The organism is Grimontia sp. AD028 (assembly GCF_000973155.1).
In the GTDB taxonomy this organism is placed as follows: Bacteria; Pseudomonadota; Gammaproteobacteria; order Enterobacterales; family Vibrionaceae; genus Enterovibrio; species Enterovibrio indicus.
The window spans coordinates 1-18,046 of record NZ_LASY01000084.1 but is presented as its reverse complement, the minus strand read 5'-3'; the positions used below and the strand labels follow the sequence as shown (position 1 = coordinate 18,046).

The 18,046-nt window shown below is 49.7% G+C and carries 13 protein-coding genes and 1 tRNA gene; 3 read left to right on the top strand and 11 right to left on the bottom strand.

Features of this window, described 5'->3' with window-relative positions:
- Nucleotides 1–230 precede the first annotated feature (230 nt).
- The 3 genes from RN22_RS17690 to RN22_RS17680 all read right to left on the bottom strand — a co-directional run bounded on the left by RN22_RS17690 (nucleotide 231) and on the right by RN22_RS17680 (nucleotide 5,374).
- Nucleotides 231–3,380 carry an efflux RND transporter permease subunit gene (locus RN22_RS17690; RefSeq protein ID WP_046306287.1) on the bottom strand — a complete coding sequence of 1,050 codons (3,150 nt, stop codon included), beginning with the start codon at nucleotides 3,378–3,380 and terminating at the stop codon, nucleotides 231–233.
- A gap of 6 nt (nucleotides 3,381–3,386) precedes the next feature.
- Nucleotides 3,387–4,508 (bottom strand): efflux RND transporter periplasmic adaptor subunit, encoded by a 1,122-nt coding sequence (locus RN22_RS17685; RefSeq protein WP_046306285.1) that lies wholly within the window; start codon nucleotides 4,506–4,508, stop codon nucleotides 3,387–3,389.
- A 341-nt stretch (nucleotides 4,509–4,849) separates the two neighbouring features.
- Complete coding sequence (locus RN22_RS17680) at nucleotides 4,850–5,374, bottom strand: NADPH-dependent FMN reductase (protein WP_002542754.1); 525 nt, start codon at nucleotides 5,372–5,374, stop codon at nucleotides 4,850–4,852.
- Nucleotides 5,375–5,626: 252 nt separating this feature from the next.
- Here RN22_RS17680 and RN22_RS17675 point away from each other — a divergent pair, with 252 nt between their 5' ends.
- Nucleotides 5,627–7,189 carry an ABC transporter substrate-binding protein gene (locus RN22_RS17675; protein ID WP_046306282.1) on the top strand — a complete coding sequence of 521 codons (1,563 nt, stop codon included), beginning with the start codon at nucleotides 5,627–5,629 and terminating at the stop codon, nucleotides 7,187–7,189.
- An 84-nt stretch (nucleotides 7,190–7,273) separates the two neighbouring features.
- Entirely contained in the window at nucleotides 7,274–10,183 is a 2,910-nt protein-coding gene (locus tag RN22_RS17670) for a methyl-accepting chemotaxis protein (protein ID WP_046306280.1), read from the top strand.
- Between the two features lie 54 nt (nucleotides 10,184–10,237).
- Here the strand turns inward: RN22_RS17670 and RN22_RS17665 are convergent, their stop codons facing one another.
- Nucleotides 10,238–11,602, bottom strand: a complete 1,365-nt coding sequence (locus RN22_RS17665; RefSeq protein WP_002542751.1) for an MATE family efflux transporter — start codon at nucleotides 11,600–11,602, stop codon at nucleotides 10,238–10,240.
- 109 nt (nucleotides 11,603–11,711) lie between these two features.
- Here RN22_RS17665 and RN22_RS17660 point away from each other — a divergent pair, with 109 nt between their 5' ends.
- Nucleotides 11,712–12,602, top strand: coding sequence for a LysR family transcriptional regulator (locus RN22_RS17660; RefSeq protein WP_046306278.1), 891 nt, complete (start codon nucleotides 11,712–11,714; stop codon nucleotides 12,600–12,602).
- Between the two features lie 46 nt (nucleotides 12,603–12,648).
- Here RN22_RS17660 and RN22_RS17655 read toward each other — a convergent pair whose 3' ends face one another.
- The 7 genes from RN22_RS17655 to RN22_RS17625 all read right to left on the bottom strand — a co-directional run bounded on the left by RN22_RS17655 (nucleotide 12,649) and on the right by RN22_RS17625 (nucleotide 17,916).
- Complete coding sequence (locus RN22_RS17655; RefSeq protein WP_046306276.1) at nucleotides 12,649–13,131, bottom strand: DUF3299 domain-containing protein; 483 nt, start codon at nucleotides 13,129–13,131, stop codon at nucleotides 12,649–12,651.
- A 4-nt stretch (nucleotides 13,132–13,135) separates the two neighbouring features.
- Nucleotides 13,136–14,392, bottom strand: a complete 1,257-nt coding sequence (locus RN22_RS17650; protein WP_046306274.1) for an ABC transporter permease — start codon at nucleotides 14,390–14,392, stop codon at nucleotides 13,136–13,138.
- Nucleotides 14,393–15,085: an ABC transporter ATP-binding protein gene (locus RN22_RS17645; RefSeq protein ID WP_046306272.1), complete on the bottom strand. Its 693-nt coding sequence runs from the start codon at nucleotides 15,083–15,085 to the stop codon at nucleotides 14,393–14,395.
- 38 nt (nucleotides 15,086–15,123) lie between these two features.
- Nucleotides 15,124–15,795: a DUF2796 domain-containing protein gene (locus RN22_RS17640; protein ID WP_046306271.1), complete on the bottom strand. Its 672-nt coding sequence runs from the start codon at nucleotides 15,793–15,795 to the stop codon at nucleotides 15,124–15,126.
- Between the two features lie 36 nt (nucleotides 15,796–15,831).
- Nucleotides 15,832–16,113 carry a hypothetical protein gene (locus RN22_RS17635; RefSeq protein ID WP_046306269.1) on the bottom strand — a complete coding sequence of 94 codons (282 nt, stop codon included), beginning with the start codon at nucleotides 16,111–16,113 and terminating at the stop codon, nucleotides 15,832–15,834.
- A 606-nt stretch (nucleotides 16,114–16,719) separates the two neighbouring features.
- A tRNA-Asn gene (locus RN22_RS17630) sits at nucleotides 16,720–16,795 on the bottom strand.
- A 149-nt stretch (nucleotides 16,796–16,944) separates the two neighbouring features.
- A complete protein-coding gene (locus tag RN22_RS17625) occupies nucleotides 16,945–17,916 on the bottom strand; it encodes a Gfo/Idh/MocA family protein (RefSeq protein WP_046306267.1) in 972 nt (323 codons plus the stop codon).
- Nucleotides 17,917–18,046 lie beyond the last annotated feature (130 nt).

The window sequence follows — 18,046 nt, the reverse complement described above, 5'->3', positions numbered from 1 at the left end:
AGATGTGTATAAGAGACAGGCGTTTGTGGGGAATTTCTGCTGCGTTATCGGCTTCTCATGTAGACTAGCTACACATCGAAGCCTCTGCCTTGCATAAAATCCCCCACAAACTGCTGCAAAAATCATCACCAAAGGTCAACAGCCCCTAGAACTTAGTTCACAATGAGAGCACCTGAACTCACACAAAAAGAAAAGGCACCCGAAGGTGCCTTTCTTATTAGTCGGGAGAATCAGTCTTCCAGTTCTACCAATTTGGTCGAACCGCCATGGTGCTTCTCACGCAATCTCTGGATGAGTGCGAAGAAACCAGGGATCAGGAAGGTACCCGCCAGCAGCACACAAAGCAGACCACCCGTCAGCGAGATACCCAGTGAGTTCTGGCTGATATGACCCGCACCACTTGCGAAAATCAGCGGCAGAATACCCAGAATGAATGACCAGGATGTCATGTTCACCGCGCGGAAGCGCAGCTTACCGCCCATCACGGCGGCCTTATCAATTGGCAGTTCATTCTGCTCACGTTCATTCTTACCGAATTCCACAATCAGGATGGCGTTCTTCGCTGCCAGTGCAATCAACAGAACCAGACCAATCTGTGCGTACAGGTTGAGTGGCGTGCCTGTCATTGCCAGCGCTAGGAAGGAGCCGAGCGTTGCCACCGGAACCACCAGAATGATCGCCAGCGGAATACTCCAACTCTCATACTGCGCCACCATGAACAGGTAAATGAAGATCAGTGCCAGTGCGAATGCGTAGATAGCCAGATTACCTGCTTGTTTCTCTTGGTAAGCCATGCCAGTCCATTCGTATTGGTAGCCCTGTGGCAGCATTTCAGCGGCAACACGCTCCATGGCTGCAATTGCGTCACCGGATGAGTAACCCGGTGCAGGCGAGCCCTGAATCACTGCTGAACGGTACATGTTGTAACGCCAAGCTACGTCTGGCTCAAACACCTGCTCAACATCAATCAGGGTGCTGAGTGGGATCATCTGGCCCGACGTTGAACGCACGTGGAAGCGACCCATTGAGTCCAGATCGTTTCGGTAATCACCGTCCGCCTGAATCGTCACTCGGTAGTTCTTACCGAACAGGCTGAAATCGTTCACGTACATACCAGCCAGGTTGCCCTGCAGCGTGGTGAAGATTTCTGAAAGCGGAATGCCCAGTTGCTTCGCTTTCTCACGATCAATGTCGATGTAGAAGTGCGGTACGTTTGCGCGGAACGTACTGAAGGTACGCGCGATTTCCGGCTGTTCGTTGGCTTTCTGCATCAGTTGCTGCATCACCATCGCCAGATCGCCACGGCTACGGCCAAGGGTATCTTCAAGTACAAACTCGAAGCCTGAAGCAGGCCCCATGCCCGGCACTGCTGGAGGACCCATCGCAAAGATGATCGCCTCTGGCAACTGCATCGCCGCTTTCACGTTAATGCGGTTAATGATGTCGAACGAGGAATGATCGCCATCCAACGCCTGACGGGTTTCCCAGTCTTTCAGCTTCACGAACATCGACGCACCGTTAGATGCGGCAGCACCAGTCAGGAACGCATAACCGTTCGCAACGGTCGCGCCATCTACGCCCGGCTCAGACGTCACGATTTCACCCAGCTTACGGGTCACTTCTTCGGTACGGGACAGAGAAGCGGCATCTGGCAGCTGAACGTTAATCAGCATTACGCCCTTGTCTTCCTGAGGCACGAAACCGGTCGAGGTGGTTTTCGCGAAGTAGCCAGCGGCACTGACTGCCACCACAAACAACACACCCAGCACCGCGGTTTTACGGACAAGGAAGCCCGCCGCTGCACCGTATTTGTTCGTCACTTTCTCAAGGCCATTGTTGAATGCCTTGAACCAGCGCGCGTGGTTGTCGCCACCTTGACGCAGCACCAGCGAACACATGGCCGGAGACAAGGTCAGTGCGTTGATGGACGATATCAGTACCGAGATACAGATGGTCAGCGCGAACTGGCGGTACATGATGCCCGTGATACCCGGCAGCATCGCAACTGGAAGGAATACCGCCAGCAGTACCAGTGTGGAAGTGATAATTGGGCCCGTTACCTCTTTCATCGCCAACAGGGTTGCCTGACGCGGGGAAAGGGATGGGTCTTTCGCCATGTTGGTATCAACGTTTTCGATAACCAGAATGGCGTCGTCCACCACGATACCGATGGCGAGGATAAGACCAAACAAGGTCACGGTATTGATGGTAAAGCCGGCTGCCAACATGACAGCAAAAGTACCAATCAGGGAAACCGGAATCGCCACAACTGGGATCAGCGTTGAGCGGAAACTACCGAGGAACAGGTAGGTAACAGCGATAACCAGAAGTACCGCTTCCACCAGCGTTTTCACTACGCCCTTGATGGACTCAGCAACAAACAGTGTGGTGTCGTAACTGGTTTCGTAGGTCATGCCTTCTGGGAAGTTCTGCGACAGCTGTTCCAGACGCTCCATTACCAAACCACCACTTTCCAGCGCGTTTGCGTCAGATTGCAGGTTCAGGATAACGATAGACGCCGGTTGGTCGCGGAACTGACCATTACCTGTGTAGAACTTCTTGCCCAACGAGACTTCTGCGATGTCTTTCAGGTACACCATAGAGCCGTCTGGGTTCGCTCGGACAACCACTTCTTCAAACTCTTCCACCGAGCCTAAACGGCCTTTGGTGACCAGCTTGAAGGTCATTTCCTGTGCGTTATTGAACGGTGGCGCACCAATGTCACCCGCAGCGACCTGTACGTTCTGCTCAGAAAGTACCGAACGTACATCAGAGGTTGTGATACCAAGGTTTGCCATCTTCTCTGGGTTCAGCCAAACACGCATCGCGTATTCACCGCCACCCAGAACGTTCACCTCACTGATGCCTTTAACACGCGCAATCTGATCTTTGATGTTCAGGTTGATGTAGTTCACCAGGAACAGATCATCATACTTACCTTCCGGCGAGTAGAAGTTCAGAACCATCAGAAGGTCTGGGGAACGTTTTTTCACCGTCACACCGACCTGACGGACTTCCGGCGGCAGCTTGGATTCAATCTGCGCCACACGGTTCTGCACGTTCACCTGCGCCATGTCAGGGTCAGTGCCGATATCGAACGTCACGTTCAGGTTATAAGAGCCATCGTTCGCACTCTTGGAAGACATGTAGATCATGTCTTCCACGCCGTTGACCGAGGTTTCTATCGGGTCGGCGATGGCCTGCTCAACGACTTCTGCACTCGCACCGGAATACACCGCGGTCACGCTCACCGACGGCGGGCTAATACGCGGATATTCCGCCACTGGCAGGTTAAGCAATGCGATTGCACCTGCGAGCGTCAGAATAATCGAGATGACCAGCGCAAACTTCGGGCGCTGGATAAAAAAGCGACTCAACATATTCGGTTACGCCCCTTGCCCTTCAAGGCGAACAGTCATGCCATTACGCACGCGTTGCAGACCTTTGGTCAGCACTTGCTCACCATCGTTCAGACCGCCGCGAATAATCACACCTTGATCAGTTTGAGGACCCAACTCGACGTTGCGACGCTCAACGATGTTGCCCTCTTTCAGTACCATCACGAAATCGCCTTCAAGGTCAGTTTGTACTGACAAACGCGGTATAACCAGCGTTGGCGTGGTGTTCTTTTCTTTCACAATCACTTCCACGTACTGACCTGGCAGCAGGCGGTGCTCTGGGTTAGGGAATTTGGCACGAAGCGCAATGGTACCGGTTTGGGTGTCGATACGGTTGCCCAGGTAATCAAGGTGACCTGCGTGTTCATAGTCGTGGCCTTTACCCAGCTTCAACCAGACTTCTACGTCACCGCTTCGGCCTTTACCGATACCAGAAACACGATCAGCGCCCGATTGTAGGCGCTGTTTTTCACTCATTGAGAATGAAGCCTGCATAGGGTCAAGGCTGACGATAGTGGTCAATACGCCCGTAGATGGTGAAACCAGATCACCAATACTCGCCCGGCTTTCACTGATACGGCCGGTAAATGGCGCGCGAATGGTGGTGTGCGAAAGATCAGTTTCCGCAGCCTGAAGCTGGGCTTCTGCTGATTTGAGCGCAGCTTCTGCCTGCAATTTCACTGCGGTCAGACGGTCAAATTCAGACTGACTGATACCGCCACGTGGCAACAAATCCTGTCCACGGTCGTGGTCGAGGTTTGCATTAGTCACACCTGCCTTTGCCTGAGCGACGGAGGCTTTTGCACTGGCGACTTTCGCTTCATAAAGAGAGGGATCAATTTGGTAAAGAAGCTGACCAGTGTTCACCATTTCGCCTTCATTGAAGTAGCGCGATTTCAGGTAGCCTGAAACCTGAGGAACAATGCCAACATCTTCCATCGCTTCAGTACGACCGACAAAACTTTTCTGAGGCTGGTAATCAATCAACTCTGCTGATTCAACAGCAACCAGTGGGGTGAACGCATTCTTCTGCTGCGCTTCCTGTCCGCCACAACCGGCCAAAAGCGTTGCGCCAATCAGCGCAGGAAGTAACAACTTCCGTTTAATCATTTTTTTCTCCTTCCCTCAACCAAAGGTCAACAGACCCTACATAAGCCGAGCAAAAATAATGGGTATGATGCAAAAGCACCGGGCTGGCATAGCTCGACGGAACTTGATTATTTTGTGTGGAAAGGACTGGGTGTTATATGTACAACTGCCCGTAAATTCGCCACTTTTTGCCGCTCGGCGGCCATGCCGCTTCGATTATGCCAGCGGTTCCTTACTGGAACCTGTACGAGCCCAGTAAACATCGACTCAGAGCAAAGATTTAGGGGAGGGAAACAACAGGGAGGAAACAAAAAAAGGCCAACAATGTAACAACTGTTGACCTTCTACTCAGAACTCAGTTTCTATCGTAACTGAGCCATGGCTTCAGCGAGTTGCGCATCTAAAGATTCATCACTCAACTTGCCAGCTTCTGCATCAAAATTATCGTAGAACGAAGGCACAGACAGCGTCGCTTTTACGTCGCCATTGAAGTGAGGAATAGAGGTGGCTGCGGATGCCAACACATTCTTCGCACCACCTGGGCCCGGCGAGGTTGAAAGCAGTACCATTTTCTTGCCTTGGAACACTTTTTGATTGATACGTGAAGTCCAATCAAAGATGTTTTTGTATGCTGCTGAATACGAGCCATTGTGCTCAGCAAAAGACACTACTACCGCATCCGCTTCACCGATTTTGGCAAAAAGTTGCTGTGCCTTTTCAGGGCTTCCCAGCTCCTGTTCAACGTCTACGCTGAAAAGTGGCATTTCATAATCATTCAGATCCAACACTTCGGTTTCAGCATCTGCCAGCAAGCTTACTGCGTAACTCACGAGTTGTTTGTTAATGGATGTTTTGCTGTTTGACGCTGCGAAAGCAAGCACTTTCATAACCTTCTCCTTGTCGTTATTTGCCCCCTTACTCTCTTAGCCTTAGCTAATAAAGTCAATGTCTGCAGGTAAAGTTTAAAACAGACATTAGTTCATAATATTCATAGGGTTATTTCTTCTGACGAGATTTATTGAGACACATGCTTCTAAATTAAGGCAAAGCTTAACTACACTTTTGATTGATAAATCAATTATTCAGTCTGGGTCACTGATGCCCCGACATTTTATTTTTTGAACGCCAAGGTAGTTGCAATGAAGACAGTCAAAGCGTTTTTGAAAGGTATGTTAATTCTCGCTCTTTTCGCTCCGATGTCTCTGTGGGCAGAGCCTGTCAAAGGGTCACACCTCAAAGTGTTTATTCCCAGTCTTCCGTACATTTATATTTCTCACTCGATAAATGCCGCGCTTTTGCGTCCGGCAAATAACGAGCAAGGGTGGGAATATGATATGGCGGTGGCGCACCGAAAAATCGACGATAAAACCTATGAGTTCGATCTTCGCCAAGGTGTGAAATTTCAGGATGGCAGCCCGTTTAATGCGGACGCTGTCATTATGAACATGGAATACTTTAAAAAAGCGCCCTTCCTGTTTACCAAAATTGATAGCGTTTTTGACCGCGCAGAGAAAATTGACGATTACACGGTCCGCTTTCACCTGACTGAGAAATATGGGCAGTTCCTGAATGATGCCATTTGGATTCAGTTCTACACCCAACCTTATCTTGAGAAATACGGCTGGAACGGCAAACCAACCTGTCCTAACCTCGCCGAGCCTGGTCCTTATGGTTTAGGTCCATACATTCTTAAAGAAGGCTACATCGAGGGCGACAGGCAAACACCGAAAGCGGTGTTGGTTGCGAATCCAAACTACTGGAACCCTGAATACCCGAAAATTGAAACGGTCACGGTTTACACCGAGCTTGATAGCAAGGTGGCATTAGAGATGGCCTCCGACAAAGAAGGTCAGTTGGATATCATGCCTATTCCGGTGTCTGAGAAAGATCGGGTGTCTAACTCCCGTTATTCAAAACTGGTCACAGCGCCGTCCACCGACAACATTGCCATTCACATGAATCTTAGAAACGGCAATGAACGTTTGATGGATGAGGAAGTGCGCGTCGCACTGAACAAAGCCATCGACCAACGAAGACTCCTCAACAAGTACTACCAAGGCGAAGGTCAGATCAAACCCACGTTGGCAGCTCCGCTTTATCCGGGTGTCGACAAGGTGGTTCAAAACCTCAAAGCCTATTCAGAAGTTCAGGATCCTAAATCTATCCGTGATGACCTCAAGGCCAAGCTCGATGGTCTGGAGCTGAATGTCTACACACAGGACCGCTTCATGTACATCTGGAAAGGTATCGACCGCGATCTGCGAAAAGTCGGCGTGAAGCTGAACTTTGATATCACTTCCAGTGAAAAAGACGTATTTGGACAACTGCTCGCAACCAACGCCAGAAAGAACACCAAAGAGTGGGATTTACTGGTGTGGGGTGACGACGACTGGTACTACAACCACCCTTGGTCAGCGTTCCTCGTCTATCGTACACACAACTACTGGAGCACCATCTTCCCTGATAGCAAGCTGGACGGCTTTATCGACGAAATGTTCAGGGAATCAGTCGGCACGCCAGAGTTCGATCGCGTCGCGGAAAAGATCATGCGACACGTTTACAACAGCGGCTACATGCTGTTCGTCCCCACTCCTAACAAAGTGCTGGCGGTCAACAAGGAAGTGACATACACCCCATACCGCATGGCAAACATGCCGCTTTGGGAAATTGAGGTTTCGTCAAATCACTGGTCGGTACGCTAACGAAAAGGCATTTCGGTGGAATACTCGAAAAACAGGGAAGCTTCTTTGCCGGAGCTTCCTGCTCGACAATAAAAAGGGTGTCAGATGTTTGGAAAGCTAAAGATAAAACTCTTGCTTATCTTCCTCTTTATTGGCGTTTTGCCCATTTTAATTGTGGGTTACCTTGCGCTGGTAAAATCCAGTGATGCGCTGCATAAACAGGCGTTTGCTCAGCTTGTCAGTATGCGGGAGGTCAAAAAAACGCAAATCGAGTCCTACCTTGAACGAGCCATGAAGGACATCCGAATTCTTGCAGGCAGTGAAGACACCAAACAGATCCAGAAGTTGCTCTCCTTCTATGCTGCCGATGAAGAAATCGAAGCCGATGAAGAATTTTATACGGACACTTATGAATACGAAGAAATCTGGCAGTCCAGCGGTAAAACCCTGAATGATTTTGTGAACGTTTATGGCTACTCAGATGTTTACATCATTCAGGCCAAAACTGGCCATGTCATTTTCTCCGCCCGCCGCGATAAAGATCTGGGTACAAATCTGAATTTTGGAGAATACAGAGACAGCCCTCTCGCCACTTTGTACCGTGAAGTGATCAGCAATAACACCATGGCCGTTCAGGACTACCAGAGATACGCAGCCAAGAGTGATCATCCCGCGGCTTTCATTGGCGCGCCGATAACAGACCTAGGAGGTGAAACCCTCGCCGTCGCTGTTCTCCAACTATCCATTGATGAAATAAACCAAATCATGCTGCAACGCACAGGCATGGGTGAAACGGGCGAAACATTTCTGGTTGGGCCTGATTATTTGATGCGTTCCGATTCCTATCTGGCAGACCAGAGCCACTCCGTGATGGCTTCATTTGCCGATCCCGACAAAGGCAGCATCAAAACGGATGTCACTGAGAAAACGCTCAAGGGTGAAACCGCTTTCGAAGTGGCAGAGGATTACCGCGGAGTCCCTGTATTAACGGCCTACACACCGATTAAATTTGGAAACACGACCTGGGCGCTGGTTGCAGAAATCGATAGTGTCGAGGCTTTCAGCGAAGTTGATGCGCTCAAGTGGCTGATTGGCTTCGGTTTGTTAGCCGGTGTTGTCATCATTACTCTCATCGCCATGGTGGTGACTCGCTCACTCACAAGGCCTATCCTCAAGCTCACTTACAGCTTAGAAAACGTTGCCACCTCTGGTGATTTCTCAACACGGGTTGATGTCACAAGCCGAGATGAAATCGGCCAGTCTGCAGCGGCTTTTAACACCCTGATGGACAGCACGCAGAATGCGATTGAAGACATCAAGAAAGTGATGGAAGGTCTGGCGGAAGGTGACTTCAGCAACCGCATTGAATCTGACCTGAAAGGCGATCTTCTGATTATCAAACAGGCGACCAACACATCCCTCGAGAACGTAGAAGAGTCTGAGCGAGCAAGGGCAAAACTCGAATGTGAAGCGAAGGATAAAGCTGAGGAGAATGCCCGGGTTAGGCAAGCACTGGATAATGTTTCCACCAACACCATGATTGCCGATGCCAATTACAACATCATCTACATCAACCAGTCAGCAACCAAAATGCTGACCGACGCTAAAGAAGATTTCGGTACCGTTATCCCTCAGTTCAACCCTGAAAATGTCATGGGCCACAACATCGACTTTTTCCATAAAGACCCTTCACACCAGCGCCGTCTATTGGACCACTTGGAAGACCTTTATCGAACAGAACTTGTTGTAGGAAACCGAACAATGGCCATTTCCGCTAACCCGATCATCGATGATAACGGTGACCGAATCGGTACCGTCATTGAATGGGAAGACAGAACCGCTGAAGTTGCTATTGAGCGAGAGATAGACCAAATGGTGGAAGCCGCATCAAAGGGAGATTTCTCCATTCAGTTGTCGCTTGAGGACAAGCGTGGTTTCCACAAGAATCTGGCAAAAGGTCTGAATGGACTCACTACCAATACTGATGCGGCGCTTGCAGATATGCAGCGCATTTTGGGGGCGATGGCTCGTGGTGATCTCACCAAGCGTATCGACAAAGACTATCACGGCCGCTTTGCGCAACTCAAAATTGATGCCAACGCGACAATTGAGCGTTTAACGCAAGTGATTGGCAACATCCGACAGGCTTCCTCGACTATCTCAAACTCTTCGAACGAAATTGCTTCAGGCAACCGGGATTTAAGTCAGCGTACGGAAGATCAAGCGACGTCTTTACAGGAAACGGCTGCCAGCATGGATAACATGACTGAGACCGTTAAGCAGAGTGCTGACAATGCCGTTGCTGCCAACAAGCTCAGTGATGAGGCAGTGGAGAAAGCACGCGAAGGCGGCAATGTTGTGATGCGCACCATCACCGCGATGGATCAAATCAGTGGTGCCAGTAACAAGATTTCCGACATCATTGGCGTTATCGACGAAATCGCTTTCCAAACCAACCTGCTCGCACTCAATGCCGCCGTAGAAGCCGCACGTGCTGGTGAACAAGGGCGTGGCTTTGCTGTGGTAGCAGGTGAAGTACGAAGCCTTGCCCAACGTTCTGCCGAGGCTGCCAAAGAAATCAAAGACCTGATACGAGACACTAACAAAAAAGTCGAAGACGGTGCCATGTTGGTTGCCGAATCCGGCGATACCTTGCAGGAAATCCTCAGCATGGTGGAAGAAGTGGGCAGTAAGATGTCAGAAATCAGCGAGGTTGCCCAAAATCAAAGCAGCGGCATAGAACAAGTGAATGTTGCCGTTTCGCGCATGGACACCATGACCCAGCAAAACGCCGCCTTGGTGGAAGAAGCCGCCACTGCTGGTGAAAGCATGCTTTCACAAGCTCAGGACATGAGCGCCATGATGGAGTTTTTCACCATCGATGAAAGCAAGGAGCCCGTAAAAACACCCAAGTTCAATAAGACGCGCAAAAAAGCCGTCGTTCCTAAAAAAGCCAAAGCGAAGCCCAAACCTGCCGTCGATGATGATGACGAAATAGAATGGGACGAGTTTTAAAACCATTTAGGGGAGCAAATGCTCCCCTTCTTTTTGCTTATCGGCCGGTTAACCTTAGGCAATAGCAGGACGCAGTTCCGGTCGCTTTTTTTGTTGCTTCAGAATGTCATGCCACATCACGGGTATGACCACCGAGGCCAGCACCACGTTTGAGATTGGCATTGCTAACCAAACACCTTCAAGACCATAAAACTTCGGCAGCACATAAAGGAATGGGAACTGCACCAGCATATTGGCAACGGAGATACTGAGCGATTTCGCGCCTTTGCCCACAGACAAAAAGTACATAGAGGCCAGAATAATCAAACCGTCAAGATACATGGCTGACAGGTGTAGCCTGATACCTAACGTTGCTTCCTGAATCAGGGCTTCATTACCGCCGTTGAACATGCCAATGACAAAGTCCGGGAACAAGTTCAGTACAGCCAGCCAAATAAAACCAGCTGCCAGTGACACCATAGTGGCCAGTTTCGCGACCTTCACTATCTTCGAGTAAGACTGCGCGCCATGATAGAAGCTCACCTGCGGCTGCATACCTTCTGCGATACCCTCCGCAACGACGTAATAGAGCGTCATCAAATAACCCACGACAGCAAACGCAGCCACGCTGACAGGTGTGCCGTATTCCGCAAACAAACGGTTATGAAAGCCCACCAGCACGCCGTAATACATGAACATCACTAGCGAAGAGCAGCCAAGTACCAAGCTCTGGCCTGCATCAGAAAAACTAAACTTGAGCGGGTTGCGAAAAATGCCCAGAAAAGAACGGGAAGAGCACAAATACAACAGCCCTATCAGCACACTCACTGACTGTGCCAATACCGTTGCAACCGCAGCGCCTTGCAATGCCCAACCCAGCACACCAATGAACAGGTAATCCAGCACAATGTTGGTTAAAGCACCGACGACCATCATCGTTGTAGCAACAAATGGGCTATCGTCATTGCGGATAAGAAATGGCAGCGCACCTGCCACTACCGTTGCCACTGCGCCGATTTTAAATACCGTCAGGTAATCATTCGCATAGCCGTGGGCAAGGCCAGTAGGCCCCTGAAGGTTGACGAGAAAGCCGCCGAAGAAAACCAGATAAAGTGATGCCAACGCACCGAGTAAAGCCGTCAGCACAAGGCCCGTTACCATGGCGCTTCGCGCCTTAGTGAGGTTTGATTCACCGCGATAGATGGAGACAAGGCTGCCTGCCCCCATGCCAATCATCAATCCAAGACCGCCCACCACGGCAATCACAGGCCAAGCGATATTAATGGCCTCAAGCCCTTCCGCACCAATGTAGTGGCCGACGAAAATACCGTCCACCAGCTGATAGAGACCATTGACGATCATCGCTGCAATCGCAGGGATGGTGAATCGCCAGAACGTTTTGGTGATCGAGTCACCTTGGTTGAGATCTGTTACATGCATAAAAGAAAAACTTAAAATGGAAATGAACGAGGTGATTTTCACGTTGTATAGCTATAGATAAAAGTTAAAATCAATCTCAAAAACGGATAGGTGAAAGAGAGAAAGGCTCATGCAATGGACATTGGAACAACTCAAGGCGTTTGTCGAAGCCGCCGAAACAGGGTCCTTTTCAGCTGCCGCCCGCAAGTTAGGTAAGGCACAATCCCGTGTGAGTACCGCAATTGCCAACTTGGAGATTGATCTCGGCTTCGAGCTTTTCGACAGAAGCGCCAAATTGCCTGTTCTTACCGAAGCAGGAAAGGAAATGCTGGTAGATGCCAAGGCGATACTTCAGCAATGTCACCGGATGAACTCCCGTGCGATGGCTGTGACTGGCGGCGAGCCAGTTGCATTCAATGTCGCCATGGATGAAGCGGTTCCCATACAAACATTTGAGATCCTATTTGAGCGAATTGCTGAGGCGTTTCCTGAACTCAAACTCACCATTCTGAATGGTTCCCAAGACGATATTGCCACCTGGGTCAATGAAGGCCGGGCTGATATTGGGTTTATCTACCGGGTAAAGCCGCTTTCTGAATCTCTTGATTGGTATGACATTGAAACCGTGAAGCAATGCCTGATCACGGGGCATGACCACCCTCTTGCCCTTCTTGAGCATCCCCATGAAGACGACTTAGTAAAATATCGCCAACTCGCCATTCGGGACCGACTCGGTTATTCACAGGAAGAACCACTCTCTCCGCGCTACTGGCACGTTGATAGCTACTACTACATCTCGAACCTTATCACTCGAAACCTTGGTTGGGCTTTTGTTCCTGAGCACATAGTCAGCCACGAGTGGATGGAGGGTTCCGTCAAAGAGCTGTCAACTGCAGAGTTATCCAGCCCGCCACTGTTAACCCTGAGCGCTATCAAAAGGAAAGCAAGGGGATGGGATAAGGTGATGTTATGGATAGACAATACATTGAGCTCACTTTTCACCCAACAGCAGAAACGCTAACCAGAAAAAAACGCCCGCATGATGCGGGCGTTTTTATCAGACACAATTACATATCGTCGTAGGGCTCTAACGCTGTTCCTTCCAGCAAATAGCCGGCTTGCGCGATATCATGGGAAACCGTTTGAGTTTTCAGTTTACCCACCACGTAAACCACATCCCAAAGCTCCTGAACGGGTGCGCCTTCTTCAAACTTCACGTACACGATTTGATTCGGTGGTGGTGGTGGCACATGGATGCAGGCACCAAAGAATGGAACCAACAGAAATTCCGTCACTTTGTTAGCGTCTCCTTCAAGAGGAATCACAAAACCTGGAATTTTAACCTGGCTGTTGTTCAGTTCTGGGCGAACTTTACCCACCAAGTTCTGCTGTGGGGCATCGCTGTTGTGGTCGATAGTTGGCATGCCACGATCGTTAAACTGATTGCGCTCAGACTCGGGAATTAAATCCAGCCAATCCAATTTCAATGCTTCATCAGCCTGCGCAATCATTGGCAAACACGCGGTGAGAATTAGTAACCATTTTTTCATTATCTTATATCCGTATTGTCATGCCGTCTGACAGAGATTGGCGATACGCGCGAAGCGCAGGGAACATTCCCACCAAGAATCCTGCCACCAGCACAATGCCAATTAGCGTCCATTCATGTGGACTCAAAAATGCAGCGGAAAGTTGCAATCCATATTGGCTCAGCACAAAAGGTGCAGCCAGATTAATCATTATCAGCAGCGCTGTCACGCCAGTGATAATACCTAATAGTGTCAGGAACAAGGCTTCACTGACCAGCAGGAAGAAGATATGTGCTGGCCTAGCCCCCATTCCACGCAGTATCGCCATTTCTCGACGACGCTCATTCAAGCTGGTTAACAGGCTTGAAAGCATCCCCATCAACCCTGCAATCACAACAAAACCCGATACCACCAATAGCGCTTGCTCAGCCACCGACATCATGCCCCACAACTCATGCAGCGCAATCCCGGGCATAATGGCTGTTAGAGGCTCCTGCTTGTACTCATTAATGGTTCGCTGCAACGCAAACGTCTGAATGCGACTTTTTAGCCCGACCAGTAACGCTGTGATTTGTTCTGGCTGTAGCGAGTCGGGGTCTATATCTTCTGCTTTGATGCCTGTCCCCATTCGCGCGCCGCTTTCCCAACCAATATGAATCGCTTCAATGGCAGGCAAAGATACATGCACGCTACGGTCAACCGGTGTACCGGTAGGCTCAAGAATACCTGTTACTTTGAACGGGAGGTTATCGTGCCGGGCAAAACTTTTGTCCGCCAAACCATGGGCAATGACGACTTCGTCACCCAACTTATAATTCAGCTTCTTGGCGACTTCTGAGCCAATCACTGTGTCGAACAACCCATTGAATGGTTGACCTTCTTTAAAGGACAAAGGCTGTTTCTGTCCGTAACGGTAATACTCGAAGTAATCACCTGTTGTACCGACAACTCGGAAGCCTCGGTGTGAATCGCCCAATGAGATGGGAATCGACCAAGCCACCGCAGGATGACTTTTCACATCCTCTACGCTTTGCCAATCAATATTGTTGGTGGCGTTGCCGATGCGAAATACGGAATAAAGCATAAGGTTGACCTGACCAGAACGCGCACCCACGATCAGGTCCGTTCCCGAGATGGTGTTGGCGAAACTTTCTTTGGCTTGGGTTCTTACACGCTCTACACCAATCAACAGCGCTACTGACACTGCAACAGTAAATATGGTTAACAGGGCCGTTGCTTTACGGTTTCGCAAACTTTGAAGTGCTAATCGGAGAATAGCCATTTACAGCACCTCCGTTTGAATCGCTGCGCGATTAAGCTCAGGTAGCGAAATAGAGCGATCGAAGTGCGATTCCAAAGAACTGTCGTGAGAAACAAACAACAGGCTGGAACCCGCGTTTTCACATTCGTTCATCAAAAGGGAAATAAACGCATTTCGGGTATCGGCATCCAGTGCGGAGGTAGGTTCATCTGCCAGCAGCAACGCGGGCTTTCCAATCAGAGCCCTCGCTGCGGCAACACGTTGCTGTTGACCAATGCTGAGCTCGGTAACGGGTTTATTCAGGCAATTTTCCGGCAACGCCAATGCACTTAGCAGACGTTCGGCTTCTTGCTGCAGGCTACCCCCTGCCTTTTCTTTGCGCGCTTTGGAAAAACGACAAGGCAAGGTGACGTTATCAATCACTGAGAGATATGGAAGCAGGTTAAATTGCTGGAAGATATAGCCAAGATGATCAGCGCGAAAAGCATCGCGTTTAGCGCCTTTTAATGCCGTTAAATCTGCTCCCTGAAAACGCAGTAAGCCTTCATCAGCGGTGTTGATGCCCGCAATCAGGCCAAGCAGCGTGGACTTACCACACCCGCTGGCACCTTTTAGAAATACACGCTCTTTGGCTTCGAGCGAGAAATGGGGAATATCAATTTGCCATTGTTCTTGGCCTGGCCACCTGAACCGGAGGTCTTCAATCAATAACATAAAATGCAAACCAGAGGCCCCCGAAGGGGCCTGAGTAATTAGAAACGGAATGTGGTTGAAGATGACATTAGCTCGGTAGCTGCGACACCCTTGTCTGTCACTGCCTGAACACTGATCTTCTCGGTATTGCCAAATGCGGTAAACCAATCTGTTGTAATGGATTTAAGCTCAGCTGGCGATTTACAGTGGAAGGTATATTGTGCTGAAAACTCGCCGTGTTGCGCTTTTCCATGCTCGTGATCATGGTCATGGTCATGGTCATGGTCATGGTCATCATGACCTTTATGCTCTTCATGTTTGTCATGGCTATGATCATCGTGTTTATCGTGATCATGGTGACCTTCATGAGCATGATCGTGATGATCACCATGCTCTTCCTCACCCAAGGTGTGAGACACCTGCTGTGCTTCTAGCTCACAACCTGCTTCTGAGTTAATCGCAAACAATGCACCCGGTTTTGCCAATGCAGCCACCGCTTTTTCAAGGGCTGCTTTTTGTTCCGCATTTTCCGGTGCGTGCTCAAATCCTACTACATCACTGCCTGGCGCGGTGATTTCAGCGAGAAGCTCGTCACCGTCTTGGGCAATATGCCACTCAACAACACCATGTTGGTGAGCATCATGTTGACGAAATTCTTTATTTTCTGCAGTCGCTGCCGACGACACACCCAAAGCAATTGCACTCAATGCAAACAAGTAGTTAGTACGCATAAATTCTCCAAAAATGAATGTTTAAATGTAGATGAATTAAATCAACAACTTTGGAGGGGAACGCGCATTTTGGGTGATAGATACGGTCGACAGAAGTGATGAGCCAATATTTGGCTGAACTGAAGCCGGGGAGTGGGATACTGGGACGAGTGCAGCCTCAAATTCAATGGCAGGCATACCGAGCACACAAACTGCACATTCGTGATCTACTTTCTGGGTATGATGATGTTCGCCTTTGTGGTGAGCAACCGCAAAACCCTGCCAGCAGAAAAGAACAGCCAACAACACAGGGAGTAATTTGCGGAATGAAAACAGCATGATCCGTCATCTACCTAAAGCAATAATGTTACAATATAACATTACAGCACTAGGGATTTGAACGCCTGATTCGTACTAATTTGTAACAAGCGTAAGTCAGCGACATATCGTGAAGCGACAATGACGACAACGGCCACTTTCAAACAGGAAAAGCGAAAGAAGCCCCGCCTTCCAACGAGGCTCAGATTTAGCTGCCCCCGATGGACTTGATCCAGGCCGCGTAGGTCAGCGACATATCGCGAAGCGGCAATGACGACAACGACCATTTTCAAACAGGTAAAACGAAAGAAGCCCCGTCTTTCGACGAGGCTTCAAATCGGGCCGCGCAGGCTTGGCTCCCCCTGCTGGACTTGATCCGGGCCGCGTAGGTCAGCGACATATCGCGAAGCGACAATGACGACAACGGCCACTTTCAAACAGGCAAAACGAAAGAAGCCCCGTCTTTCGACGAGGCTTCAGATCGGGCCGCGCAGGCTTGGCTCCCCCTGCTGGACTTGATCCAGGCCGCGTAGGTCAGCGACATATCGCGAAGCGACAATGACGACAACGGCCACTTTCAAACAGGCAAAACGAAAGAAGCCCCGTCTTTCGACGAGGCTTCAAATTTGGCTCCCCCTGCTGGACTTGAACCAGCGACATACGGATTAACAGTCCGCCGTTCTACCGACTGAACTAAGGGGGAAAAGTCTGTGTTCCTGAGAACGAGGTGAATATTAGGGAAACCGCCCAAGGCTTGCAAGCACTAATTTGCGTTTCAGGCCGAATTTAGCCTCAAGTGACTAAATCATGAGCTATTTACCTTTCAAATCAGCAGATTCCTCACCAAACTCCTTAGCCGTTAAGAATTTGCTCCATAGCCCACGTTGTATTTCTGCCTGCGATTCCTGAGCTAGGATGCTCTTTGTCACCATTCAGGTGCGCAATCAGGTTCTCAACATGGAAATACTGCACGGGGTCAGGATTCTCGACATTTACCGACGCTTTCTCTTTTCCATCAATCTCAAAGTCATCTTCGCCAAATACTGAGCAAACAATCCGCCCTGCACTGCCAATAATCTCAACACGATCTTCACGGTTTGCCGCGCCAAAATTCCAATACCCTGAGCCCAGTACACCACTTTCAAAGGCCAGACTTGCCGCTACCGCATCCTCGGCTTCGTAGTAACCTTGTTGATTGGTTTTGATGCCTTTAGCAACCACAATGTTCCCAAACCACTGCTGGAACAGGTTCAACCCATGGCTGGCTAGATCCACAAAGTAACCACCTCCGGCTTGAGCCGGATTCACGCGCCAATTGTCTTTGCCCTCTTTGTCACCACTGTTAGGCGGACGATGATAAGTCCAATGAATATGCCTGACATTACCGATCATTCCTTGCTCTATCCAGTTTCTCACCACGTCAAATCTTGGTAGTGAGCGTCGATAATAAGCCACGAACAACGGTACATTCGCTTTCTCAAAAGCCGCGAGCATTTGGTCGCATTCGTCTGTCGTCAGTGCCATCGGTTTTTCGACCACACAAGGTTTGCCAGCACTGGCAGCCATAAGGGCATATTCCAGATGGCTATCAGGCGGTGTGGCAACATATATCGCGTCAACATGCTCGTCGGCCACCAATGCAGACGCATCCGTGGTGTAGCGGGCAATCCCATGTCGAGAGGCATAGTCGCTTGCCTGTTCTTCACGTCTTGCCATCACCATTTCCAATGATGAACCTTCTACCTGCCAAAAAGCCGGGCCGCTTTTTCGCTCAGTCACATTGCCACAGCCAATCATTCCCCATCGGATGGTTTTATTACGCATTACTCTTCCCTCTATATCTATCCCTTAAAGATACATGATTCAGTCAGTTACACGAACTAATAGGAATGAGACAGAGAGCGGGTGAATATACCCAAATAACCTGAAGATGCAGGATTCAGCGAGTTTGACT

What these genes read in the sequence shown, in the direction of transcription:
- RN22_RS17690 (WP_046306287.1), bottom strand. Translation starts at nt 3,380, where the DNA reads ATGTTGAGTCGCTTTTTTATCCAGCGCCCGAAGTTTGCGCTGGTCATC.
- RN22_RS17685 (WP_046306285.1), bottom strand. Translation starts at nt 4,508, where the DNA reads ATGATTAAACGGAAGTTGTTACTTCCTGCGCTGATTGGCGCAACGCTT.
- RN22_RS17680 (WP_002542754.1), bottom strand. Translation starts at nt 5,374, where the DNA reads ATGAAAGTGCTTGCTTTCGCAGCGTCAAACAGCAAAACATCCATTAAC.
- RN22_RS17675 (WP_046306282.1), top strand. Translation starts at nt 5,627, where the DNA reads ATGAAGACAGTCAAAGCGTTTTTGAAAGGTATGTTAATTCTCGCTCTT.
- RN22_RS17670 (WP_046306280.1), top strand. Translation starts at nt 7,274, where the DNA reads ATGTTTGGAAAGCTAAAGATAAAACTCTTGCTTATCTTCCTCTTTATT.
- RN22_RS17665 (WP_002542751.1), bottom strand. Translation starts at nt 11,602, where the DNA reads ATGCATGTAACAGATCTCAACCAAGGTGACTCGATCACCAAAACGTTC.
- RN22_RS17660 (WP_046306278.1), top strand. Translation starts at nt 11,712, where the DNA reads ATGCAATGGACATTGGAACAACTCAAGGCGTTTGTCGAAGCCGCCGAA.
- RN22_RS17655 (WP_046306276.1), bottom strand. Translation starts at nt 13,131, where the DNA reads ATGAAAAAATGGTTACTAATTCTCACCGCGTGTTTGCCAATGATTGCG.
- RN22_RS17650 (WP_046306274.1), bottom strand. Translation starts at nt 14,392, where the DNA reads ATGGCTATTCTCCGATTAGCACTTCAAAGTTTGCGAAACCGTAAAGCA.
- RN22_RS17645 (WP_046306272.1), bottom strand. Translation starts at nt 15,085, where the DNA reads ATGTTATTGATTGAAGACCTCCGGTTCAGGTGGCCAGGCCAAGAACAA.
- RN22_RS17640 (WP_046306271.1), bottom strand. Translation starts at nt 15,795, where the DNA reads ATGCGTACTAACTACTTGTTTGCATTGAGTGCAATTGCTTTGGGTGTG.
- RN22_RS17635 (WP_046306269.1), bottom strand. Translation starts at nt 16,113, where the DNA reads ATGCTGTTTTCATTCCGCAAATTACTCCCTGTGTTGTTGGCTGTTCTT.
- RN22_RS17625 (WP_046306267.1), bottom strand. Translation starts at nt 17,916, where the DNA reads ATGCGTAATAAAACCATCCGATGGGGAATGATTGGCTGTGGCAATGTG.